This window comes from Vreelandella sp. 2A-K22 (assembly GCF_054065485.1).
In genome coordinates this window covers 264,239-288,036 of the sequence record NZ_JBSUGC010000004.1, presented here as the reverse complement: position 1 = coordinate 288,036, position 23,798 = coordinate 264,239, and the positions used below count along the sequence as shown (strand labels likewise).

At 54.9% G+C, this 23,798-nt stretch carries 23 protein-coding genes and 2 riboswitches; of the genes, 16 read left to right on the top strand and 7 right to left on the bottom strand.

Annotated features, from left to right (window positions below):
• Window positions 1-35 precede the first annotated feature (35 nt).
• On the bottom strand, window positions 36-1,001 hold the full coding sequence (gene glk / locus ACW17M_RS07720; RefSeq protein ID WP_041158613.1) for a glucokinase: 966 nt from the start codon (window positions 999-1,001) through the stop codon (window positions 36-38).
• Window positions 1,001-2,890: a phosphogluconate dehydratase gene (gene edd / locus ACW17M_RS07715; protein WP_022523045.1), complete on the bottom strand. Its 1,890-nt coding sequence runs from the start codon at window positions 2,888-2,890 to the stop codon at window positions 1,001-1,003. Before edd ends, glk begins: the two co-directional genes overlap by 1 nt.
• 281 nt (window positions 2,891-3,171) lie before the next feature.
• Here edd and cobT point away from each other — a divergent pair, with 281 nt between their 5' ends.
• The 11 genes from cobT (at window position 3,172) to ACW17M_RS07660 (ending at window position 12,968) form a co-directional block, all read left to right on the top strand.
• Window positions 3,172-4,221, top strand: coding sequence for a nicotinate-nucleotide--dimethylbenzimidazole phosphoribosyltransferase (cobT, locus tag ACW17M_RS07710; protein WP_138800807.1), 1,050 nt, complete (start codon window positions 3,172-3,174; stop codon window positions 4,219-4,221).
• A complete protein-coding gene (cbiB, locus tag ACW17M_RS07705) occupies window positions 4,218-5,222 on the top strand; it encodes an adenosylcobinamide-phosphate synthase CbiB (RefSeq protein ID WP_414123614.1) in 1,005 nt (334 codons plus the stop codon). The genes cobT and cbiB overlap by 4 nt, the downstream gene beginning before the upstream one ends.
• Window positions 5,219-6,364, top strand: coding sequence for a threonine-phosphate decarboxylase CobD (gene cobD / locus ACW17M_RS07700; protein WP_138800805.1), 1,146 nt, complete (start codon window positions 5,219-5,221; stop codon window positions 6,362-6,364). The genes cbiB and cobD overlap by 4 nt, the downstream gene beginning before the upstream one ends.
• A complete protein-coding gene (locus tag ACW17M_RS07695) occupies window positions 6,361-6,930 on the top strand; it encodes a bifunctional adenosylcobinamide kinase/adenosylcobinamide-phosphate guanylyltransferase (protein ID WP_457547179.1) in 570 nt (189 codons plus the stop codon). The genes cobD and ACW17M_RS07695 overlap by 4 nt, the downstream gene beginning before the upstream one ends.
• Window positions 6,927-7,697: an adenosylcobinamide-GDP ribazoletransferase gene (gene cobS, locus ACW17M_RS07690; protein WP_457547178.1), complete on the top strand. Its 771-nt coding sequence runs from the start codon at window positions 6,927-6,929 to the stop codon at window positions 7,695-7,697. Before ACW17M_RS07695 ends, cobS begins: the two co-directional genes overlap by 4 nt.
• Window positions 7,634-8,287, top strand: coding sequence for a histidine phosphatase family protein (locus ACW17M_RS07685; RefSeq protein WP_457547177.1), 654 nt, complete (start codon window positions 7,634-7,636; stop codon window positions 8,285-8,287). The genes cobS and ACW17M_RS07685 overlap by 64 nt, the downstream gene beginning before the upstream one ends.
• Window positions 8,239-8,664, top strand: a complete 426-nt coding sequence (locus ACW17M_RS07680) for a bifunctional adenosylcobinamide kinase/adenosylcobinamide-phosphate guanylyltransferase (RefSeq protein ID WP_457547176.1) — start codon at window positions 8,239-8,241, stop codon at window positions 8,662-8,664. Before ACW17M_RS07685 ends, ACW17M_RS07680 begins: the two co-directional genes overlap by 49 nt.
• 596 nt (window positions 8,665-9,260) lie before the next feature.
• Entirely contained in the window at window positions 9,261-9,971 is a 711-nt protein-coding gene (locus tag ACW17M_RS07675; protein WP_457547175.1) for a hypothetical protein, read from the top strand.
• A gap of 41 nt (window positions 9,972-10,012) precedes the next feature.
• Window positions 10,013-10,489 (top strand): DUF6985 domain-containing protein, encoded by a 477-nt coding sequence (locus ACW17M_RS07670; protein WP_457547174.1) that lies wholly within the window; start codon window positions 10,013-10,015, stop codon window positions 10,487-10,489.
• Between the two features lie 55 nt (window positions 10,490-10,544).
• The gene (locus ACW17M_RS07665) at window positions 10,545-10,841 is read left to right on the top strand and encodes a hypothetical protein (protein WP_457547173.1); all 297 of its coding nucleotides are present in this window, start codon (window positions 10,545-10,547) and stop codon (window positions 10,839-10,841) included.
• Window positions 10,842-11,186: 345 nt separating this feature from the next.
• Complete coding sequence (locus ACW17M_RS07660; protein ID WP_457547172.1) at window positions 11,187-12,968, top strand: hypothetical protein; 1,782 nt, start codon at window positions 11,187-11,189, stop codon at window positions 12,966-12,968.
• A 273-nt stretch (window positions 12,969-13,241) separates the two neighbouring features.
• Here the strand turns inward: ACW17M_RS07660 and ACW17M_RS07655 are convergent, their stop codons facing one another.
• Entirely contained in the window at window positions 13,242-13,859 is a 618-nt protein-coding gene (locus ACW17M_RS07655) for a hypothetical protein (RefSeq protein ID WP_457547171.1), read from the bottom strand.
• A gap of 74 nt (window positions 13,860-13,933) precedes the next feature.
• A riboswitch (cobalamin riboswitch) is annotated at window positions 13,934-14,155 on the top strand.
• Between the two features lie 157 nt (window positions 14,156-14,312).
• Here ACW17M_RS07655 and ACW17M_RS07650 point away from each other — a divergent pair.
• From ACW17M_RS07650 to ACW17M_RS07635, 4 genes are read left to right on the top strand one after another with little or no spacing between them, the layout of a single operon-like run.
• A complete protein-coding gene (locus ACW17M_RS07650) occupies window positions 14,313-16,133 on the top strand; it encodes a TonB-dependent receptor domain-containing protein (RefSeq protein WP_457547170.1) in 1,821 nt (606 codons plus the stop codon).
• Entirely contained in the window at window positions 16,114-17,037 is a 924-nt protein-coding gene (locus tag ACW17M_RS07645) for a cobalamin-binding protein (protein WP_457547169.1), read from the top strand. The genes ACW17M_RS07650 and ACW17M_RS07645 overlap by 20 nt, the downstream gene beginning before the upstream one ends.
• Window positions 17,037-18,023: a FecCD family ABC transporter permease gene (locus tag ACW17M_RS07640; RefSeq protein WP_457547168.1), complete on the top strand. Its 987-nt coding sequence runs from the start codon at window positions 17,037-17,039 to the stop codon at window positions 18,021-18,023. Before ACW17M_RS07645 ends, ACW17M_RS07640 begins: the two co-directional genes overlap by 1 nt.
• Window positions 18,023-18,793, top strand: a complete 771-nt coding sequence (locus ACW17M_RS07635; protein ID WP_457547167.1) for an ABC transporter ATP-binding protein — start codon at window positions 18,023-18,025, stop codon at window positions 18,791-18,793. Before ACW17M_RS07640 ends, ACW17M_RS07635 begins: the two co-directional genes overlap by 1 nt.
• Before the next feature lie 3 nt (window positions 18,794-18,796).
• Here the strand turns inward: ACW17M_RS07635 and ACW17M_RS07630 are convergent, their stop codons facing one another.
• The gene (locus tag ACW17M_RS07630; RefSeq protein ID WP_457547166.1) at window positions 18,797-19,687 is read right to left on the bottom strand and encodes an NAD-dependent epimerase/dehydratase family protein; all 891 of its coding nucleotides are present in this window, start codon (window positions 19,685-19,687) and stop codon (window positions 18,797-18,799) included.
• Between the two features lie 168 nt (window positions 19,688-19,855).
• Here ACW17M_RS07630 and ACW17M_RS07625 point away from each other — a divergent pair, with 168 nt between their 5' ends.
• Window positions 19,856-20,467 (top strand): Yip1 family protein, encoded by a 612-nt coding sequence (locus ACW17M_RS07625; protein WP_427769806.1) that lies wholly within the window; start codon window positions 19,856-19,858, stop codon window positions 20,465-20,467.
• An 80-nt stretch (window positions 20,468-20,547) separates the two neighbouring features.
• On the opposite strand, the gene ACW17M_RS07620 is transcribed toward ACW17M_RS07625, so the two are convergent.
• From ACW17M_RS07620 to ACW17M_RS07610, 3 genes are read right to left on the bottom strand one after another with little or no spacing between them, the layout of a single operon-like run.
• On the bottom strand, window positions 20,548-21,312 hold the full coding sequence (locus ACW17M_RS07620; RefSeq protein ID WP_457547165.1) for an ABC transporter ATP-binding protein: 765 nt from the start codon (window positions 21,310-21,312) through the stop codon (window positions 20,548-20,550).
• Entirely contained in the window at window positions 21,312-22,376 is a 1,065-nt protein-coding gene (locus tag ACW17M_RS07615; protein WP_457547164.1) for a FecCD family ABC transporter permease, read from the bottom strand. Before ACW17M_RS07615 ends, ACW17M_RS07620 begins: the two co-directional genes overlap by 1 nt.
• Entirely contained in the window at window positions 22,373-23,389 is a 1,017-nt protein-coding gene (locus tag ACW17M_RS07610) for an ABC transporter substrate-binding protein (protein WP_457547163.1), read from the bottom strand. Before ACW17M_RS07610 ends, ACW17M_RS07615 begins: the two co-directional genes overlap by 4 nt.
• A 64-nt stretch (window positions 23,390-23,453) precedes the next feature.
• A riboswitch (cobalamin riboswitch) is annotated at window positions 23,454-23,645 on the bottom strand.
• Between the last annotated feature and the right edge of the window lie 153 nt (window positions 23,646-23,798).

Here is a 23,798-nt window from a genome sequence, read left to right as displayed (position 1 = left end):
AGCAGGTTCCGTATTGATGTTGTTAGAAGTTGTGATCAGAAAACCTCTTCGTTATGCAGTGCTTCGGCGGCACCTAACAGCCCTGTCCAGGGCGCAGTTACCACCCACACGGGGATGTCAGCGTTATAGGCGCCCATACGGCCTTTATTGACAAAGGCGGCGCGCAGCTCGCTTTTTGGCAGCCACTCAAGCAAGCGCGGGAGAATACCACCGCATAGATAAACTCCGCCCCTTGCGCCCATGGTAAGGGTGGCGTCGCCGCACACATCGCCAAGAATTTTTAGAAAGCGCAGCAGGGCAGTCGTGGCGAGGCTGTCACCTTCATTGGCCGCTGTGGTCACCTCTGCTGGGCTAGTTAAGTGCGGCTCAACTCCCTCAAGGGTGCAGTAGGCTTGATAAAGCTCCAATAAACCCTGACCGCATAAGATGCGTTCTACGCTCACCCGTTTGTGGCGCTGCAGAAATACATCCAGCAGTGCCTGCTCGGTACTGTCCGTGGGGGCAAAGGTGACGTGTCCGCCTTCGGTGGGCAGCGGAATCCAGGCGTGTTGTCCAGGAAATACCCCGGCAACGCCCAGCCCAGTGCCTGGGCCGATAATTAAGCGTGTGGAGTGTGCCTGGGTTTGCCCCGGCTGAACTTCGACCAAATCACTGGATGCCACATGGGGAACGCCCAGCGCCTGGGCGGTAAAATCGTTTATGACCTTGAATAGCGCTAGATTCAACTGTTGCTGAACGTCACTTTTCAAAAAATCCCAATGGTTATTGGTCATTTTGACCCGTTCAGCGTGAACGGGGCAGGCGAAGGCTAAACACGCCTCTTGGGGCGCGTTGTCACCGGTGGCGCCCACGCGCCCCAGATAATCCTGCACCGCTTCCACGACGCCAGGGTAGTCGGCGCAGGGTAGGTTCAATATATCGTGCGGGGTTATTTCACCGGGAGAGACCAGCGCCAAGCGTGCGTTGGTTCCCCCGATATCGCCGATGAGTGCCGGTCGCATCAGGCATCCTCTTCTGAGATTTGCCCCTGCTGACGGGCGAGATCATCGGCTTCAAAGCCACCGAATACACCAGCGCCTTCTTCACCGCGCATGGCCAGGTGGCGGAAGCCCCCAAACAGCTCGCGACCCAAGCCCACGTGGTAGTGATCCAGGTTGCCAATGGCCAGTTCCCGTTTAGCCCAGGTGGCGGGGTCGACTTTGGCTTCGAGCGTACCGGCGTTGGCATCCAGACGTACAATATCGCCATCACGCAGTTTGGCCAGCGGGCCGCCGTCCAGGGCTTCGGGGCTCATGTGAATGGAGGCGGGTACTTTGCCTGATGCACCCGACATGCGGCCATCGGTGACCAGTGCCACTTTAAAGCCACGATCCTGCAGTACGCCCAGGAAGGGGGTTAGCTTATGCAGCTCGGGCATGCCGTTGGCTTTGGGTCCCTGGAAGCGAACCACCACAATCACGTCGCGATCCAAGTCGCCGGATTCGAAGGAGGCTTTCATTTCGTTTTGATCTTCGAAGATCTTCACCGGCGCTTCTACCACGCGATGCTCTTCCGTCACTGCGGAGACTTTGATCACACCGCGACCCAGATTGCCTTTCATGACCGTCAAGCCACCCGTCGGCGCGAACGGTGTCGCTACCGGGCTGAGCACGTCTTCATCAAGGCTTTTTTCGGGGCCTTCGTGCCAAACGATTTTGCCATCTTCAAGGAACGGCTCTTGGGTGTAGGCGGTTAGGTCGGTGCCGAATACGGTGGGAATATCGCCGTGAATCAAGCCCGCGCCCAGCAGTTCGCGGAACAGGTAACTCATGCCGCCCGCTGCTTGGAAGTGGTTGATATCTGCCTGGCCGTTGGGGTAAACCCGCATCAGACTGGGGGTGACCGCCGAAAGGTCGGTGAAGTCGTCCCAGTTGAGGGTAATGCCCGCAGCGGCGGCCATGGCGATCAGGTGCATCGTGTGGTTGGTTGAACCACCGGAAGCCAGCAAGCCCACCACGGCGTTAACAATCGCGCGCTCATCAATCTGCTTATAGAACGGGCGGTAGTCGCCACCGGGTTCGGTGTTGCGGATCGCCTGCTCGGTGGCATAGCGCGTCAACGCTTCGCGCATTTCGGTGCCTGGGTTTACAAAAGAAGTGCCGGGCAGGTGTAGGCCCATCATCTCCATCATTAGCTGGTTGGAGTTGGCGGTGCCGTAGAACGTACAGGTGCCGGGGCTGTGGTAAGAGTCAGACTCGGCTTCGAGCAGCTCAGCACGGCCGACCTTGCCCTCGGCATAGAGCTGGCGAATGCGCGCCTTCTCTTTATTGGGTAAGCCGCTGGGCATGGGGCCCGCGGGTACAAACATGGCGGGCAGATGGCCAAAACGCGCCGCGCCAATAAACAGACCCGGCACGATCTTGTCGCACACGCCCAGATACAGCGCGGCATCAAACATATTATGCGAGAGACCTACGGCGGTGGCCATGGCAATCACATCCCGGGAAAACAGCGATAGCTCCATGCCCGGCTGGCCCTGGGTGACACCGTCACACATGGCCGGAACGCCACCGGCAAACTGGGCGGTAGAACCCATGGCACTGGCGGCTGCTTTAATCGTTTCAGGAAACGTCTCAAACGGCTGGTGCGCCGAGAGCATATCGTTGTAGGACGAGATAATGCCCAGGTTGGCGCTATTCATTAGCTTGAGTTCGTTTTTATCACGCGGGTTACAGGCCGCGAAACCGTGAGCCAGGTTGCCGCAGCTTAGCTCAGCACGGTGCACGCCACGTTTGTGCTGGTCAGCCATGCGCCGCTCGTAGAGGGCGCGACGCTCAGCAGAACGCTCACGAATGCGCTGGGTAACCTCAGCAACGGTGGGGTTTAACGTAGCAGGTGTTGAGCTCGGCATAGGGACCTCTGCATGATAGAGACGGTGAGTGAAGCTTGTAGTTATTTTACATTTTTTGGCGTCGGAATAAGAGACTTTACGGCAATAAAAACTACATTTGTAGTTTTATTACTCGAATGTGAGGTGGCAAATACACCACGCGAAAAATCTAAATAAAGCCTTAACATCCTGACAGGGTGGAAGACCCGCTAATGAAATAGCAAGTATAGCACTCAGGCTTTTGCTACCATTTTGCGCTTTGCCTTTGAATGTTTGATGACCCCTAGTGGGCTGGAGCCTGCATGCACGCCATTGTTGACCACATTCAGTCAGTTGATCTCAATGCCGGTGAAGAAACGCATCGTTACTTGGATACGCTGACCAAGCCGCCAGGTAGTTTGGGTGCCTTGGAAGAGCTGGCTATTCAACTGAGCGCCATCACCGGTGAACTCAAGCCCAGCGTGACGCCGCCTGCGGTGGTTGTGTTTGCCGCCGATCACGGGGTTGCTGATGAGGGGGTGTCAGCTTTTCCCCAAGCAGTGACCGCTCAGATGGTGGCCAACTTTGCCAACGGAGGGGCGGCGATTAATGTCTTCGCCCGTCAGATAGGCGCGCTGGTCGAGATTGTGGATGTGGGCGTCGCTTCGCCTTTAACACTGCCTGGGGTGACCTCCGCCAAGGTGCTCCATGGCACCGCCAATATGGTGTTAGAAGACGCGATGCAATGTGATCAAGCCATAGCCGCGATTGATGTGGGTATTGCGGCCGTTAATCGAGCAAAAAGGGCAGGTGCAAAGTGCATTATGGTGGGTGAAATGGGCATCGCCAATACCACTGCCAGCAGCGCAATGTTGGCGGTGCTGACGGGTGAGTCAGTAGCAAACGTGGTGGGCGCCGGAACCGGGATTAACCCTCAGCAGCAGGCGCACAAAGTGGCGGTGATTGAACGCGCTATCGCTGCGCGTAATGCTGACTCCCAAGCTCCTCTAGAGGTGCTGGCCAAGTTGGGTGGTCTGGAAATAGCCGCTATGACCGGTGCTTATCTGGCAGCAGCAGCCCAGCGTTTACCGGCCATTGTGGATGGCTTTATTGCCACCGTCGCAGCGCTAACCGCTTGCCGTCTATGCCCCGCCGTTCGTGGCTATCTGATTTTTGGCCATCGCTCCCAGGAGCCAGGCCATGATGTGGCATTAAAAGCGTTGGAGGCCAAGCCGCTTCTCGATATGGGCATGCGGCTAGGGGAAGGCAGTGGTGCTGCGCTGGCGTATCCATTGCTGCAAGCGGCGACAGCGATGGTGGCGGAAATGGCTACCTTTACCGATGCCGGTGTTAGCGATAAGGCATCACCATGATCCCAGGCGCCACTTTTGGCGGTATTGTTCTGATCATCTTCGCGATCGCCATTGATTTAGTGGTTGGCGATCCGCGCTCATTGCCACACCCGGTGGTGCTGATCGGGCGCTTTATCAGCGCTTTTGAGCGGCTATGGAATCGTGGCACGGCGCAGCAGCGCAAAGTTAGTGGCTTTCTGCTAACCATTATTGTCGTCGGCGGCGTATGGGGTATTAGCTGGCTAACGCTGACGCTGCTGGAACGCTTGCACCCAGGGCTAGCGCTGATCGCCGAGCTTTGGCTGCTCTCTACTACGCTGGCGATCAAAGGCTTGGGCGATGCGGCCCGCGCCGTGATCCAACCGCTTTCTCAAGGCGATTTGCCTGCCGCCCGCAAGGCGCTGGGGATGATTGTTGGCCGCGATACGCAAAATCTAGACGAAGCGGAGATTACCCGGGGCACGGTGGAAACAGTGGCGGAAAATACCGTTGACGGCATTACTGCGCCGCTATTTTTCGCGCTGATCGGCGGGGCGCCGCTAGCGCTGGCGTACAAGGCAGTCAATACTCTTGATTCGATGGTAGGCTACAAAAACCAGCGCTATGCCAATTTTGGCTTTGCCTCTGCCAAGCTGGACGATCTAGCTAATTGGGTACCGGCACGCTTAACCGCGCTGTGTCTATGGCTCGCAGGCTTGCTATTAAGCCTTTCAGGTGTTGTACGATTGCGCTGGCAAGGCGCACTGTGGGGCACCTTCCGCGATGCACCGCGCCACCCCAGCCCCAACGCCGGTTGGCCAGAAGCCATAGTGGCCCGTTTGCTCGGCGTGCAGCTGGGCGGCACCAATTTCTATGCAGGCGAGGCCTCACACCGTGCGACCTTGGGCGAGCCGCTTGAGCAACTGCGTGTTGCCCATATCAGCACCACACTTTGTTTAATGTACGGCGCCTGGATACTGTTTATGTTGCTGCTTGCTGGGGTAATAGCTGGATTGATGTTTATGCTGCGAGGATCGCTATGAGTACTCCTCTATTGCCCAACGCTCCATGGCCCAGGCATGGCGGCCAGGCCGAGACGCTGCTGGCCCATTTCGGCTTGCCCGCCGATCACCGCCTGGACGACTTTAGTGCCAATCTTAACCCCTTGGGGCCTCCGGCGTGGGTTAGCGATTGGCTGGCTAAGCAACTGGCAGGTCTTGAGCGCTACCCCGCGCCGAATTACGCCGCTGCACGCCAGGCCATCGCCACCCATCACCAGCTTCAGCCCGAACAGGTATTGCTCACCAACGGTGGCGCTGAGGCTATTTTCCTCGCCGCCGCGCTGCATGCGGGTAAGCGAGCGGCGATTATTACCCCAAGCTTTGGCGAGTATGCCCGCGCTTGCCGCGCCCATCGGCTTTCAATCAGCGAGATCGCGCTGCCCGCGCCGCACTTCACGCTGGACATAGACGCGCTAACGGCTGGGCTTAACGACATCGATGTGCTGTTTCTATGCCGCCCCAATAATCCGACCGCTACGCTTATCGATATTTCAGCAATGGAAGACCTGTTGAATTACACCGCTGTGATGGATTGTCGCGTTGTGGTCGACGAAGCCTTTATCGATATGGTGGGTGAGACGCTGGGCGAGACGTCACAAGAGGCGTCGCTGGCACCGCTACTGGCGCGCTACCCGCATCTGCTGCTGCTCCACTCAATGACCAAGTTTTATACCCTGCCGGGGCTCCGGCTGGGCTACCTGCTGGCGGATGCGACCACGGTTCAAGCGGCACAGGATCATCAGCCACCCTGGAGTGTCAACCACCTCGCGGCTGAACTGGTGGCGCCACTATTGGCAGATGATGCCTTTGCCCGGCGCACCCAGCGGTGGTTGGCTAGCGAGCGCTCGCGCATGGCTGAGGCGCTTGCTCAACTAGGGCTGGAAGTCGTGCCCAGCCAGGCGTGTTTTTTTCTTATCCGGCCCAGTGCCGCGCAGGCAATCACCAGCGATGCGTTATTTGAGCAGCTGCTACGCCGGGGTATTTTAGTGCGTCATACCCATAATTTTGCCGGGCTCAATGGTGATTGGCTGCGGGTAGCGCTGCGCGATGCCCCTGCTAATCGACGGCTGATAAGCGTGTTGAAGCATGTTTTGGAAAATATTTTGGAAAAAGGAACTGCATGATTGTCTTCGTTAGCGGCGGGGCGCGTTCCGGCAAAAGTGATATCGCCGAGCAGCTAGCAGTTAGTGCAGCAGGCAGTTCGCCCTGTTACTACTTAGCCACCGCAGACATATACGACGACGAGATGGCTGAGCGGGTGGAGCGTCATCGTCAATCCAGGCAAGGGCAGTGGCACACCGTTCAATGGAAAACGCTAGAGGCACCGCTGCATATTGATCAATCGATTGCCAAGGTGCCTGATGGTGGCGCCGTGCTGCTGGATTGCTTAACGCTATGGGCCAGCCAAGTCCTGTACGCCAGTAAACTAAGCGAAGAAGAAGGCTTAGCGTTGCTAGTAAACGCACTGGCTGATGCCCGCGCGCGCAGCCTTTATCTAGTGATTGTCTCCAATGATATCAACGAAGCTCTGCCGCCTACGGATGCTGAAACCTGGCGCTATCTGGCATTTCTACAGCGGGCTCACTGCTGGGTAGCGCAAGAGGCCGATTCCGTGCTCGAAGTCGTCGCAGGCTGTGCCATTAAGTGGAAGCATCAGGAATGGAAGCATGAGAAGGAGGTAATCGTTTGAAAAATGCCTTGTTCGGTGTGCTGCTGGCGCTGCAGTTTCTGACCCGAGTCCCGATTCCTATAGCTGTTCCCTGGACGCCCAATACCCGTCGCTGGGCAGTGCGGGCCTATCCATTAGTGGGGCTGATGATAGGGGGCTTGCTGGCGCTAGTAGCGCTGGGGATGCAAAACGTTCCTGCGCCGGTCACCGCGTTGACGGTGCTAAGCCTCTGGGTGGCGCTTTCGGGTGGGCTGCATTTGGACGGCGTAATGGACATCGCCGATGCCCTGGGCAGCAATCAGCCCCTGGCGCGCCGCTGGGAAATCATGAAAGATCCGCAAATCGGCAGCTTTGGAATGCTGGCGCTAGTGTTTTTGCTCGCCTGGAAGGGCGTTCTGCTATGGGCGTTGCTGGCCTATCAGGCTCCCTTGTGGTGGCTGTTGATGTTACCTGCACTAGGTCGCTGGGCTGGTGTTGCATTACTGGTGCTAACGCCCTGCGCCCAGCAGAAGGGCTTGGCGTGGAGCTGGCAGCAATCGCTTAGCGGACAGGATGTGGCACTAGCGCTGGTGCCGATTGTGTTGATAGCCCTACTAGCGCCCGCGATAGTGTTGATGATGCTAACGGTTACTGTTTTCGTGTTACTAATCCGCTGGCTAATGTTGCGACTGTTTAACGGCATTAACGGCGATATGGTCGGTGCCACCATTGAAGGAGGAGAGCTTTGGCTACTGATCTTACTGTGGAGCTGGTGGCAGTTCGCCACGGTATCACCGCTTGGAATTTAGAGCGCCGTTACCAAGGCCAGCAGGACATTCCGCTGCTGTTTCCCGATGCTGAAGCAGGGTTGCTGGAACTGCGTGACGCACTGGCGAATGAGCGATTCGATGCTATCTATTCAAGCGATCTTAGCCGCTGCCAGCAAACCCTGGAGTGGGCTGATGTCGCCAAGGCTGGCGTACCGCTTGTACTTGAGCAACGCCTGCGTGAGCTCGATTTTGGCGAGTACGAAGGCAAAGTTTACGATGAGCTGAAAGACTTACCCCATTACCGTGCCTGGATTGATAGCGTGGGCGAACTGCAAATTCCCGGCGGAGAATCGGCGGCCCAACTGCGTGAGCGTTTAGACGCTTGGTTGCATGACCTGGCTACGAATGGCCGCGTCGACGGCCATAAAAAGATTCTGGCCGTCACCCATGGTGGCGTGATTCGTGAGCTGCGCCGCCGCTTTGAAACGATTCATTTCTGGGACGGCACCGTGCTCCAAGCCCAAGGCAGGCGCTGGCAGCTTATTTATCAGCAAGACGACCATGGACAAGGAGAATGGCAATGCAGCTCTTCATCGGCGGTGCCTGCGCTGGCAAACGAGACGCTGTAGCTGAACGTTTTCTCAAGGCGAATTGGTGGCGACTGGATGCTGCTAAGCCCTTCAGCGATAGCCAGCAAGCGCTCGTAGCCGATACGCCGCTTGTTCTCACAGGTGTGCTTGAATGGCTTGGCGCTGCGCTTGAGCGTGACGATAACGATGCCCTGCGACAGCAGTGGCAGAGCGATATGGCAGCACTCTGCCAGCGCGCCGAAGAGCTAAACGCACCGTTAATCATCATTGCCAACGAAGTTGGCCGTGGGATTGTGCCCATGCAGCCCGAACAGCGCCGCCTACGCGATCTTAATGGCTGGTTTGTTCAGGATTCCACTGCCCAGGCTGAACAGGTGTGGTATGTCCGGCATGGGTTGGTGATGGCGGTTAAGTAGCTGACTTAGTTCGATGCCCCAGCCATTTGATGATTTTCATTGGCTTTGTAAGCCATTGCTTAAAATTTTGTAAGCGATCTCTTACGCGTGTAAGTGATCGCTGTGACTTGCCCAGAATTTAACCTTTAAAGGTTGTTTTTAGCTTTTGACTCGCTATCTTAGTCAATTCTCATGAGCAGTGAATGATCCACGGAGCGACTGTCACTAGTAACGAAAAATTCTATCGAACTATCATGGGATATTGATTCGCTATAAGCGCGCTACCAAATAGCCAGCTACGACAAGAGTATTTTCGCGAGAGAAGAACTTATTGGCTTAAACATGTCGATGCACTGTGGTGAAGAAGTCCATATTGATTGGCTGAAGATGCTCACGACTCCGTTACTGAGGCCAAGAACGAACATTGGATGCGCGACAATGACTTGCCTCTCATCCTCAAAATGGTCATCACAGTAGCGAGTTATAACGTGGTCACCAGGTAACTGAAAGCCTTAAAGCTTGTGTCTGATTTTAAGCTGTAGAGTGCTGAATCTAGACGATGCAGGCAGTCCACACTACGTCGATTAACCACTAGTCGGCACATAAGGAATTGATAAATGTCGATGCATGAATTTGAAGATCTGGTTGAAATGTCGGTCAATTATCTTGACCAAGCTGGTGAGCACGGCAGTTTCGAGCAGCGCGCTTTATTCTGGAATCTCTATCAATTTCAAGAAAGTTGGGATACTGGTTTTACTCACTTGAGGGTTATCGATACCCTACTGAAGCATAGGTTTGTGTATCAATTTAACATTGAACAGCATCCTGAATATTCAGAAAATAAAGAATTTTTTTATAGTATTCAAGACTTTACATTTGTAAATCTACATCCAGAAGAAAAGTGGCATAGTCAGACAAACCCGGCCGTAGGGTATGTTAAACCACCCCATTTATTTTGTGATGCCGGTTCGCTGCTCTGGCAACGATTTGTCGATTTAGGCGTGCTTACGGGTAACGACGCACTGCCGCCAGCAGCGATAGATATTGTAGACATGGTAAAAGAAGTGATGATTGCTGCCGCAGCCCAAAATGACCGTGAGTTGATCAGTATTTGGTACACGGCGTTAGGCGCGCATCTCTGGTCGACTTGCTCTGAAGAAGAGCAGGAAGACGTTAAGAAAAAACCATCCCTCGAGGTAATTAGAGCGATTGTGCAGGAAAAGAAAGCGTTAGAGATCGATCCTGGCTATGGCTTTTTGGTGCAGCCTACACCTGATTTAATCGAAGAAGATCCTTTCTTGTCCGAGTGGTTTCAAATAAGTGAATAGTGAATGATTATTATCATTTGAGCAGGGTCTGGCGTTTAATTATGGAATTAACCAGCTGGTTTAAACGCCTTTGTAGGGAAGATGATCTGTTAGTCGGCGAATTGGAGCTGTCATTCCTCGGCGTGGATACTACCGTGGAAATTTGCTTTATACAGCGAGGAAAAGCTCCTAGTCGTATACAGATTGAAACCATCAACGGCTATCTTCAACATCTTGTTGAGATCCATTCCGCAGCGGCAAACTCAATCTACGCGCAATATAACGCGTCATTAGCTGATTATCGTCGGGCTTTTACGGAATGGGGGAGCGAGCCAGACGAGTTTGCACCGTTTCTCAGCAAAGCGTATGAACTGGCGCCATTATTGACCTATCAATCACTGTTTATTCAGGATGCTGAAACCACTGGTGAGTTTGGAATGGGGTTTTGGTCAAAGTGGGAACAAGAACATGGGGTTGGCGTTAAATTTGTGAATTGGGAGCTTCAACAAGTTGATGAAAATTCGATTCACTACCAATAGGAATAAAAGTAGAGCTGGAAGTCGAGCTGGTTTCCCATGAACGGGGAGTTGGTAGGTGGCTAGAATTTTCAGTGTGTCGTTGCTGGCGCAGCTGGTTATCATTGCATTGTTTCTATACTGGAGCTGGCAGGCTGAACAGTTTATGGGTAAGAGCAGTATAGGCGATTATGCGTTATGGCAGTGCTTTAATGAGTTGGCTGGTATAGCTTTTTATAGCGCTGTATTTGCTTGGCTGTTTACGACTGTTTTGTCAGTCTTAGGTGGTGTGTTGGAATTGGCATCAACTCGACTATCCATTGCGTTACCCCCCGTGTTGTTGTTTTTAGGGTGGTTGCTGGTATTGATCATCTAGCAAATTGTTACAGTATTTGAACCGTATGAGGTCGCAAAATTTAGAAGCGAACTAGTTGAATGTAGATTAAAAATGGTAAGAAAGTATCCAAGTTGTTGGCTTTAGAGGGAAAGGCGTTTCCAATGGTTTGGTTTTCTGTCACCACGTTTATGTTCTTTTGAGCGCTGTATTATTGCCTTTGATAGCGGAATAGTTTTTTCCTTAATGCCTTTGCTGGTGCTGGTGTTAAGTAAGTTTTTAATAGATTTTTCCAGATAAAACGCATGCGCGCTGAAATATAGTTCATTGCATTGATGGAAGTAGTGCTGAATAGGTTGTGTATTTATAGGGGAAGGGAGAAACATGGTGAGTAAGCGCAGAAACACTAAAAAGGAACTCGATCTAAGTGTGGCTACGCCAGTAAATCCTGTGCGTATTGCGACCTTGAGGCCGCTTTCAAACTCGTTAGAATTCAGCTACTTCTATAATGGCAAAGCTATCTATAGTGTTTGTCATCAATTTCCTTGGCCATGCGCCAGCTTTCCAGAGCTTGATCCTACTACTATACAGGCCACTTCGTGGGGAATTCGTGATCACCAGTATGCAGTTATTGGTCAGAACTTGATCAATGTTCCACCGCGCCGCTGTAAGCGTATCGGTAAGCATGCACACTATTATTTTATTATTGATGGGACGGTCTTCATGCCTAGAGCGAAGGGTGCAGAGCTCGAATTAATTGCTATGCAAAACATGGACACTCGCACCCTCAAAGTGCTTGGGGAGACCTTTGCAGAAGATATAAATGCAGTCTATAGAAAAGGTGGTTTTAGAATTGATAAAGATGAGCTTGGTGGCCCGGGTTTTGATATGTTGGATTTTTTAGACACTCAGATAGTTAAGGGCGCTAATAAAGTGTGGCTGGGTGGCATTGGGTTCGTCGATGGTATTGATGCACCTAGTTTTAAAATTGTTAAGAGAATTTGTGGCTACCCAGAATTAAATGGTCTAGAAGCAGAAGATGTTCGCGGTTCCCTGCAAATATTTAACTGCAAAGGAGCTAAAGGGCTGTTTGTTAGAAGGCTTGGTGAAAACGAAGCGGAATTTAAAGCATTTCTTGCAAAAAATGCATCTGAAGCTACTGTTCCTGATACATGGTTTCCGCAAATGCCGGCAGGCAGTATATGCGAGCAATTCTCTGCCCTTAAGCATTGGTTTACTACTGATTTTTCTTTGAAGTGGGAGCGGCATGTTGGTAATCTGAGATTCCACAAGTTAGTCATCTTCTTGCTGCAGCTGTGTTGCGAGCTCTGCAATAAAGGGAAAGTTAATAAAACGACTAGCGACGAAGCTGATTCTGCACTGGAAGTTTTTGCCCACTTTGCAGACTATGTGTGGTTGTCGCCTGAGATTCTGCACCCCGCCGCTTGTCTCTATGCTGCTAGCGGGCGCCAAAAAGAAGTGATGGCATGCTGTGAACAAGCACTTGGATATCGTTATGAAAATGTAGCTCATATGCTTGATGACCCTTTGATTGAGTCGAGTCTTCCCTCCGCGAGCTTAGAGGGTTTAAAAGTCCGAGCAGGCGCTTTACAGCGCCATTTGGGCTATATATCTCTTGAGTTGATGGAAGCTTACGAAAAGGTGGCAGATCAAGCCAAAGATAATAGTGCTTTAGCCCATACATTTGAGCGGCATATTCTGTACGGATGGCAGTATTATAATGCGGAAGAATTACAACAGCTTACTACACAGAATAACCCAGAGCAGGAGTACTGGCGTCAGCTTGATGTGAAAATTCGTTGGTATTTTCAACATAAGATGTTGTTGAATTTAAATTTACAGGCACCACCGGAAGTGCGCAAAAAAGTCGATAGTTGTTTCGTTTTTTATCGCCATCATGATTTCTTTAATCCCGTTGCTCTAATTAGTATGGCAGATAGTTTGTTCAAAGACATGCACCGTTGGGCGGATTGGCAAGAAACTTTCTTTAGTGAAGAGGATAAACGGTTACCTCCTAGTCGAAAGATGCTTCAAGCCAGTGAATTGGTCGAGGCCTTTGAAGCTACTATAAAACCGTTGCCACAGTCTCAGCAGCAAGAGTATCGCCTACAGGCGGCCAGCTACTTTGCATTTGATATGTTGAATTGAGAAGGAAAGTGTTTCTATTGCGGGTTCAGGATTACACTACTCAAGCTGAGCATGTGTGGTATGTACGGCATGGGTTGGTGATGGCGGTTAAGTAGTTAGAAACCTCTGATTAACTACTGCGCTTGACCATACAGCGTTAAAAATCGCCTCGTGCGCGAGTCCGATCAAAATGCTCATTTACAGCTCCTAAATTCGCACGCGAATCCGATCCTTTTTTCGTTGATTTTTGCCTTGTCTGGCCTGCGCTCATCACGTTAATCAGAGGTTCCTTAGCTAAGCCTGGCTCCGCCAGCGCTGCAAGCCAATCATCAGCAAATGCACTGGCAGGTAGACTATTACGGGCCAGAGTAGCGAGAGTAGAAACAGATAGAGCAACGGGTTGAGGCTGTCCTGGGGTTGGCCGAAGGGCCCATGCACCCAATTGATATTGCGCTCGGCTTCGGTCAGCAGATAGGTCAATGGCACCACAATCCAGGTCAGTAGGCTCTGCCACAGTAGGGCGCGGCGCGCATAGCCCAGCTTGGCGACGCAGATACCCGCCACCAGCGGCAGTACCACGTGGTAGAGCGACATGGCTCGCGCCATGGGTGGATGCTCCGGGTCAAACATATACTCGGTGCCGCCGATAGGATGCACGCCAGTGAGCGCAGCCGTGGCGACGTCCAGGCTCCATAAACTGCCGACCAGTGCCACCGCTAGCCATTGCATCGACATCAGAGTGCGCTGCTCGCTCCACAGTGCCACCAATAGCAGAAAACTCGCCACATTACACAGCCAAAAGAAGTTCTGCGCTCCCAGCAGCACTACGTAGCTTGGTGCCCAGACCAGGATCCACAGTGTAAAAGCCAGCTTTAACCAGCGTGGCACACCGGCTGCCGAGAAATCGATCATGGCCGTCTCCTGTTCCGTGCACTGCCTTTACTCTAGCAGCTCATCATGAATTGACCTCTCTTGGGCAAGTTGCTAGCTTACGCCCACTCTCAGGTGCTGGCGGTGGATTAAAGCCGCTAGTGAAACGGGAAGTTGGTGAACGCCTTGCGTGATTCCAACGCTGCCCCCGCAACGGTGATCGAGATAAGAACGGCTAAGACGCCACTGTGCTAACGCACGGGAAGGTGGTCGTTCGGAAAGAATGAAGACGTCTTTCGCTCGTCAGCCCGGAGACCGGCCCGAGAGTAATGGTTCAACCTGAACCGATATATGCCGAGGCGCGGAGGGTGCTCTCAGGGCGATTAACGGTGGCGCGATGCGATCATACAGCGCGACCGAGACTCCCTTGTTTGATCCTCCGTTCGGTCAAAAAAATGCGCTGTGCGGGTGAGCACAACGAGCAAGGGGTCTCACATGAACCACCGTTTCCACACCACCGCCAAATGGGCGGCGTTTAGTATGGCTGCTTTACCGCTAGCCTTTCACATCCAAGCCGACGCCCAATACGCCGAAACAGCGACCGATTTGGCCACGCTTGATCCTGTGGTCGTTACCGCTGCGTTAGCGCCCCGCACCGCCAATGAAAGCCTCTCTTCCGTTAGCGTACTGGATGAAGCCACTTTTCGCCGCCAAGACCCCACCAGCCTGACGGATCTTCTGCGCGGCCAGCCGGGCGTTGATGTCACGAGTAACGGCAGCTTTGGCAAAAGTAGCAGCGTTTATCTACGCGGTGCGCCCAGCGATGCCTCTGTGCTAATGATCGATGGTATCCGGCTACGATCCGCCACGGCGGGCGGTGCTGCATTTCAGTACTTGGACCCGCGTATGTTTGACCGTGCTGAGATCGTGCGCGGCCCCCGCGGTAGCCTTTACGGCGCGGATGCGGTCGGCGGAGTGATTCAACTGTTTACCCCTGAGGGTGACGAAGAAGGGCCGCAACCGAGAATGTCAGTCGGCGGTGGTTCATTCAATACCCAGCGGTTAAGCGCAGGCGTTTCGGGGCGCGATGGGGGCACGCGCTACAGCTTTGCCGCTAGCCATTTCAATACCGATGGTCAGCCCATTCGTCGGGGCGGTGAAGACAAAGGATACGACAATACCTCAGCGCTAGCCCGCGTTGCGCATATCTTTGAGAGTGGCGCTGAAGTCGGCGTGTTGGCACTGCGCGTTCGTGGTAACAACGAATATGACGGTGGAGAGAATGACTTCGTCCAGCAGGTAGCAGGCGTCTACGCTGAGTTGCCGGTAACCGATATGTGGCAGAGCCGACTGACCCTTAGCGAAGCCCGGGATGAGCTGGACACGCGAGACAATTTTGGCGACTCAATCATCGATACCCGCACGCAAACCGCCCGTTGGCAGAATAACATTCAGTTTGGTGCCCATGAGTTAATCGCTGGCGCTGAAATCAGCGAAGACCGCGTTTCAAGCACCAACGATTTTGACGTTACCAGCCGTGATAACAAAGCAGTGTTTACCCAAGGGTTACTCGACTTTTCGCCGTTCGCCATTCAAGCAAGCCTGCGTTATGACGATAACGAAGCCTATGGTGATGAAGTCACCGGCAGCTTGGCGCTGGGCTACGATCTGGATAACTACCACACGCTGCGTGCCAGTGTAGGTACTGCGTTTAAAGCACCGAGCTTCAATGACCTTTATTGGCCGGATTCGGGTAACCCTGATCTCAATCCGGAAACCTCTGAAACCGTCGAGGTGGGCGTTCGCGGCCAATACAGCCAGTGGTTCTGGGACTTGGCCGCCTTTCAAAACGACTACGACGACATGATTGCCTGGGCGCCAACGTCGAGTGGCTTATGGGCGCCGCAAAACGTTAACAGCGCGCGTATACGCGGGGCTGAGCTGTCAAGCGGCGTAGAGGTCAACGACTGGACACTCCAAGCTGCCTTCACCTACCTGGATCCGGAAGACCGGGCAACCGGCAATCGATTAGCCCGCCGGGCCACTCAAAGTGTGCGATTGGATGCAGATCGGGAACTTGGCGATTGGTCGTTGGGGGGCTCCCTAGTAGCGCAGAGTTACCGTTACGATAACACCACCAATACCCAGCGTTTAGGAGGCTATGGGCTGGTTAACCTGCGCGCTGGCTGGCAGTTTGCGCCACTCTGGAGCGCTCGTGTTACGCTAGAAAATGCCTTTGATAAAGAGTATTCAACCACCCGTGATTACATCAACGCTGGCCGAGCAGGGTTCTTGAGTGTTCACTTTGGCCAATAGAAAAAGTGATTTTGCGCGCGGGGCCCTGGGCCTCGCGCTGCTGTTGATGGCGTCATCTGCAGCGGCACGCGAGCACTCGCGCTGCGCAGTGGATGATCGTGACCGTGAGGTCTGTCTGCATAATGCTGCTCAGCGAATAGCCACGCTCTCCCCTGGCGCAACCGAGCTGACTTATGCGGCTGGCGCAGGAGATCAAGTGGTCGCCGTCGTCTCGTATAGCGACTATCCCCCGGAAGCCAAACAAGTGGCGTCAGTGGGCAGCCATACCCGGATTGATTTAGAAAAGCTGGTGGGGCTTGCACCCGATATAGTGATTGGTTGGGTGACGGGTAACCCCGCCGAACAGCTTGAAACCCTGGAAGCCCTGGGCATGCCGGTGTTTTATATCGAGCCCCGCAATGTAGAAGGCGTGGCCAGCGCCATTGAGCGCTTGGCAAGGCTGGCAGGCACAGAAACAGCGGGACAAGCAGTGGCCGCCAATTTCCGCAATACCATGGTGGCCCTTGAAGAGCGCTACCGAGACCGGGAGCCGGTACCCACGTTTTACCAAGTGTGGGATGAGCCGCTAATGAGCGTTAACGACCAGCACCTGATCGGCCAAATGGTTGAGATTTGTGGCGGTGAAAATGTGTTTGGCGAGCAGTCGCGCCTGGTGCCGCGTATCGATGATGAAGCCGTGCTGGCAGCGAATCCTGAAGCGATTGTTGCCGGTGGCATGGGGGAAGAGAATCGCCACTGGCTGACGCACTGGGAGCAGTATCCCAACTTGACGGCGGTTGCGGAAGATAACCTCTTTTTTGTGCCGCCCTCACTGATTCAACGGCCCACGCCGCGACTGATGGAGGGCACCCAGCTCCTCTGTGAGAAGCTCGACATCGCCCGCCAAAAACGTGAGCGCAGTTAATGCTCGCACGCTTGGGACTGCCGCTGAGCCTGCTATTACTAGCGGCCTTGACTTCGCTGGTCATCGCCATTGGTGTCGGTAGCGCGCAAATCTCTCCTGCGCAAATTTGGCAGGTGTTGATGGGTGACTATTTGCAGGGCCAGGGTGATGCCTTGGCGCGCACCATGGTGATCGAGCTGCGCTTGCCCAGAGCGCTAAGTGCCTTTGCGGTGGGTGGCTTGCTGGCGGTAGCCGGTGCGTTGATGCAGGTGTTGCTGCGTAACCCCCTGGCAGACCCTTATGTGCTTGGCCTTTCCGGCGGTGCCTCTATTGGCGCATTGGCAGCCATGCTGGGAGGGCTCGGCGGGCTAGCGATTTCTGGTTCAGCATTTGGCGGTGCGCTATTTTCGACATTTTTAGTGTTTGGTTTGGCCCACGGCAGCGGCGGCTGGACGCCGTCACGGCTGTTGCTAACGGGTGTGGTTGTCGCGGCGGGGTGGGGCGCGGTGATTACCTTGATGCTGGCGTTGAGCCCCGCCGAACGTCTGCCGGGTATGCTTTACTGGCTCATGGGTGATCTCTCCTATGCGCGTACGCCTTGGCCGCCGCTACTGCTGTTACTGGCTACCTGCGTGGTGCTGATTCCGCTCGGGCGGAGCCTGAATGTGCTGGCCCGTGGCCCGCAGCAAGCCGCCGCGCTGGGCGTTGCGGTCAGACCGCTTGAGTGGTGTATCTATATTGCCGCCAGTCTGCTGACTGCTGCTGCCGTTACTACCGCAGGCAGCATTGGTTTTGTCGGTCTAGTGGTACCTCATATGCTGCGTTTACTGCTAGGCAATGATCAACGGCTGATACTGCCCGCCTGCGCACTGGCGGGTGGCACGCTGTTGGTGCTGGCCGATACCCTGGCGCGCACCATGATCGCCCCGGAACAGTTGCCCGTAGGAGTAATCACCGCGCTATTAGGTGTGCCTACCTTCCTGTTTCTGCTCTACCGGAGCCGCTGATGAGCGTACTGGCTACCCGTAATCTCATCATCGATGTGCCTGGCCGCGAAGGCGGTACGCAGCTTAATATAACCATCGAACCAGGGCAGGTGTGGGGTGTGTTAGGGCCTAACGGTGCGGGAAAAACGACGCTATTACACACCTTAGCTGGGCTGCAAGCGCCACGTTCAGGCAGTGTTCAGCTCAACGATTTAGCGCTTGGCCAACTGCGCCGCCGCCATGTTGCTCAGTGCTTGGGGTTAGTGTTTCAAGATCGCCAGGATGGGTTTCCAGCAACCGTGTTGGAAACCGCGCTGATTGGCCGTCACCCTTATCTATCGCCTTGGCAGATGGAGGGGGCTGAAGACTACGCCCGCGCGGAAGCCGCCCTTGAGCGCCTGGATGTTGCGCACCTACGTGACCGTCTGGTAAGCACTCTTTCCGGTGGCGAGCGCCAGCGGGTGGCGATTGCCACGGTGCTGACGCAAGCGCCCAATGTGTGGCTAGCGGATGAACCCACCAACCATCTGGATCTTCATCACCAGAGTGCCGTGATGGCGCTAATGGCAGAGCAGGCTGCCCAGGGGCAGGCGGTCATCATGTGTTTACACGACCTAAACCTTGCTGCCCGCTGGTGCGACCATGTGCTGTTGCTTTATCCCAATGGTGAGGCGTGCTGGGGCCCGCGGGATAGCATGCTGGAGCCCAGTGCGCTGGAAGACCTCTACCGCCAAAAGCTAGCGGTAGTAGAGGTGGATGGTGCACCGGTGTTTGTGCCGATAAAGGGGTGATACTTACTGCTCCAGCTCTTCCCGCCAGGAGTGGCGTGGTTCAAAGCCGACCAGACGACGGGCCTTTTCGATGCAGTAGAAGGTTTCGAATTCGCCCATTTCGTGCTTGATGGGTACGCCGGAGTAGAAGCGCTCTATCACTTGTGCGTTGGTCAGGCCCACTGACAGTTCGTTATTGGCGACGTTAAATACCTGGTAGCCAAGGCCATCCGTTTTCAGGCAGCAATCGACCATCTGGCCCAGGTCGCGGGCGTCGATGTAGGCGAAGATATTGCGGCGGCGCAGGGCGGGATCATCCATGTAGGCTGGGAAATCCTGACGGTACTCGTGGGGCTCGATAACGTTGTTGATGCGCAGGCCGTAGATATCGATGCCCGAGCGCGCCTGGAAGGAGCGTGCCGTTACTTCGTTCACTACCTTGCTTATGGCGTAGCTATCTTGAGGCACGGTGGGGTGCTCTTCATCGACGGGCAAGTAGTCGGGTTTTTGCTCGCCATCAGCGAAGCAGACACCGTAGGTGGTCTCGCTAGAGGCGAAGATAACCTTGGGAATGCCCAGCTTGGTGGCGGCATCAAGAATGTTGTAGGTACTTAGGGTATTGATGCGGTAGGTCTCGTTGTCCGGCCGATGCAGAATGGCTGGTATGGCCGCGAAGTGGACTATCGCATCATAACGCGGCACGCCGGTGCCGGGTTCCAGCTCATCGAACCCAGCGTAGGCTTGGCAAGCATTAAACACTTGCCCAGCATCGGTCAGATCGGTTTTCAGAGTAGTAATACCGGGCACATCAGATGCCACCCAGTCCAAATTGGTGACGCGGTGGCCTTGATCGCGAAGATAAGCGGTCGCATGGCGACCAGCTTTGCCACTGCCGCCGGTGAACAGAATACGCATATGAACTCCACCAATGAATAGAATGAGCTACCCCACCTTAGCAAAGAAAAATCCTCACCTCCGAAAATGATTTTGTGTTCTACACTAAAAATGATTCGGAACCTTGTTGATCCGATCGATCATCGTCTGATCCTAACAATAGCGTGTCCACAAAAACGGGAGGTCGTTATGGTCAATCATGTTTGGGGGCTTCTCCATCATCCTGAACGGGAGTGGTATAAGATCAGTGAGGAGCATGAGTCTGTCAGTCATCTCTATGCTCACCATGTCCTGTTACTCGCTGCCGTTCCTGTTGTCTGTGCCCTGATAGGCACCACCCAGGTAGGCTGGACTTATGGTGGTTCGGAAACCTATAAAGTCTCCCTTGCCAACGGTATTGCCTTAGGCGTGGCTTTTTATGCGCTGATGCTAATGGCTGTGGGGGTGGTGGGGAGTGTGATCCATTGGATGGCCCGCCGTATTGAGAATCGACCTAGCCGCCGCGACTGTATTATCTTCGCAGGTTATATTGCGACCCCGATGTTCCTCAGCGGCGTTTTTGCGCTATATCCGGTTTTCTGGTTGTGTGTGCTAGGGATGGTGATCGGCCTGCTCTATAGCACCTATCTGCTCTACAAGGGAACGCCCAGCTTTCTGGGAATCAGTCATAAGCAGGGGTTTATTCTGTCGACCACGACGCTGGGTATCGGTGTTTTGGTGCTGGAGGCGCTGCTTGTCGTCGTTGTACTTCTGTGGAGTATGGGCACGGACCACAGCGTGGTTTGGCATTTTTTCCGGTGAATGGGCACTGTAGCGCCGGGGGGGCACGAAAGTTTGCGCTGTCGGTAACCGGGCATTTTTCCTAGCAGACTAGGAGCTAGCTAAATCGCACTGTGAAAACGCATGACTTGCTTGCCATCGACAGGATCATCGATCACATGGGCATATACCCCAAAGGTCTGTTGTAGCCTGTTAGGCGTGAGTATGTCTTGGGGGAGGCCGCTATCGATCAGGCGGCCGCCGTCCATCACGCCGATGCGGTCACACTCCATGGCGTGATTAAGATCGTGCAGAGAGATAATCACCGTGATGGGCAGTTGCCTAACCAATTCGAGAATCGATAGCTGGTGGCGAATGTCCAGGTGGTTGGTGGGTTCATCCAGCAACAGAATTTTAGGCTGCTGTGCCAGCGCCCGTGCAATATGCACGCGCTGGCGCTCACCGCCTGAGAGGGTATGCCAAAGGCGGTCCGTCATATGCGCCATATCGACGTCGCGCAGCGCCTGCGCCACGATGGCGTCGTCTTCCTTCGACCAGGGGCGAAGCGCGGAAAGGAAGGGAGTGCGGCCCAGTGAGACCACTTGATGCACGGTAATGCGGTCGGTAGTGTCCGCCTGCTGTTCCACCAGGGCGATGGACTGGGCGATCGCCCGTTGCTTGAGCGTGTGCATTGGCTGGTGGTCAACCAGCACCCGGCCCGCCTTGGGTTTGTTCAACCCCGCCAACAGGCGCAGCAGGGAGGTTTTCCCCGAGCCGTTCGGCCCCACCAGGCCAAAGGTCTGGCCGGGCTCGACGGTGAGGTTGACGCCAGTTAGCAGTGGCGTGCCGTGTACCGACCACGCAAGCTGTTCAGCCGTTAATCGCATCAGGACCTCTTGCCGCGGACCAGAATCAGCGCAAACGCGGGCGCGCCGATCAGTGAGGTAATCACCCCGATGGGGAGCACCTGGCCGGAGACCAGCACCCGGGAAAGAATATCCGAGCCGATCAAAAACACCGCGCCGGCCAGAGCCGTAGCCGGCACCAGGCGGGTATGGCGGCTCCCCACGATAAAACGCATGGCATGGGGGATCACCAGGCCGACAAAGCCAATCGCTCCCACGATAGACACCATCACCGCCGTGACCAGCGCCATGGCGATAATCAGCATGCCGCGCACCGGGCGTACCGCGATACCCATGGAGGCGGCGCTGTCGGCGCCGAAGGTAAACGCATCCAGGGAGCGCCGGTGCCACAGGCAAACCAGCAGTCCGAATAGCGCGGCAGGCACCGCCAGGGTCACATCGGCCCAGCGCACGCCGGAAAGATTGCCCATCAGCCAGAACATGATGCCCCGCGCCTGCTCGGCGCTCGCTGACTTGGTGATGATAAACGCGGTCAGCGCATTGAACAGCTGCGAGCCTGCAATGCCTGCCAGAATAATCGCCCCCGCGGCCTGAACACCGCGGCCGCCACCGACGCCGCTGTTGGCTGCATGGGCGAGCATGACCACGATACCAAAGGAGAGCAGGGCGCCGATAAAGGCACCCAGAGAAAGCGAAAGGGCGCCTGCGCCCAGTCCGGCGACCGCTACTGCCACCGCCCCGGTAGAAGCCCCGGCGGAAATGCCCATCAAGTAAGGATCGGCCAGTGGGTTACGCAGCAGTGCTTGAAGCACGACCCCGGCCAGGGCCAAGCTGGTGCCGCAACAGGCGGCGACCACGGCACGGCTGAGGCGGTAGTTCCAGATAATACCCGCGTCGATGCGATCGACCGCGTAATCGGCGCCCAACAGCTGATTGGCGAGCACTTTCAGAATGGTGTCCACCGGAATCGGCGTCTCGCCGATGGCGGTACCCGCGATCAGTGCCGTCACAAGCACCAGCGGTGTTATCCATAGCCAGCGCAGCCCAAAATCCGCCGTAGATAGCCGCGTTAACGCGATGCTCATTCGTCAAATGCCATTGTCGCTAGCGCCTCGGCCAGTGTTTCAAGGCCGTAAATAGTGCGCATCGTAGCGCTCATGGCATGGGCATCCATCTCGACGATGTGGTTGTTTTTAACTGCCGTCATTTCACGGGTGACCGGGTCACTGCGGAGAAACTCACGCTTGGCTTCAATGTCGTCTGCAGGAAAGCGACGGCGATCCATACTGGCGATAACAAGCACATCGGGGTCAGCCCTGGCGATGCTCTCCCAGCCCACTGTGGGCCACTCCTCATCGGACTCAATCACATTACGAATGCCGAGCTTGTCCATCATATAGCCCGGTGCGCCCAACTGACCCGCAACAAATGGGCTAACCCCCAGGTCTGTCGATGAGAACCAAAATGCCGCCGACAAGTCTTCCGGTAAATCAAGGCTGCTCGCCAAGTCGATAGCGCGCTGTTCGCGGGCGGTAAGGTCGGCTATCAGCGCCTCGCCAGCGTTTTGAACATCGTAGATCTCGGCTAACTCGGTGATCCCTTTATAGATGGAATCGGTCGAGAAGGCGGCGGTGCGGGTGCCATCGCCGCCGGTAGAGTTATCCTTGGTGTCGCAATCGGCGGGCATAATATAGGTATTAATACCCAGCTCATGAAACTGCTCACGGGTGGCGACACTGCCGGTGTGCCCTACGTGCCACTCGTACTGCACGGCCACCAGATCAGGCCGCTTATTGACCACGCTCTCAAAGCTCGGGTCGTCGTTGGCGATCCGCTCGATCGCTTCATTGGCTTCAGTAAACTGGGGCAGAATAGGGGTAAACCACACCGAGGTGCCATTCACTCGATCAGCGAGCCCCAGCGAATAGAGAATCTCCGTAGCTGACTGGCCTACCGTTACGGTTCGCTCCGGGGGCGACGCCACGCTGATCTCTACGCCGCAGTTGGTTAGCGTAAGGGGGTAGTCGGTGGAGGCGTAAGCCGCCTGGGCAAGGCCAACAGCGCTCGCGGCGATGGCCGTGGTCAATCTCAACATCATGTACACTCCCGTGCATGATGAGCTCCGCATTCGGACAGAAAACACTGACCGAGCCACTTCGCTCGATGTAAGTAATATGTCGGCAGTTCTCCTGACTGACGGGTCATGGCTAGCTCGCCTTCCCAGACAATGTGCCCAGTGGCATCAAAGAGCATCGCTCGCCGCCTACAGTTGCGGGGGCAGTTCCGGTTCGCGGCAAGCCGCGGCGGATTCTCTATTAAGTTCCGTGGGGAACACCGACATTAGCCATTCTAGGTGGCAGGGGGATAGCGAACAACACAAAGCCTTAAGGATCTTATGAAACCCTATAGTTTGTGTAATGTTATAACATTGTATTTTGATTGGGTGTAAAAGTCCAACTGCCTTCTTCTCTGAACTGATATAAGTTATCGCTAATGTATCCCAAGTG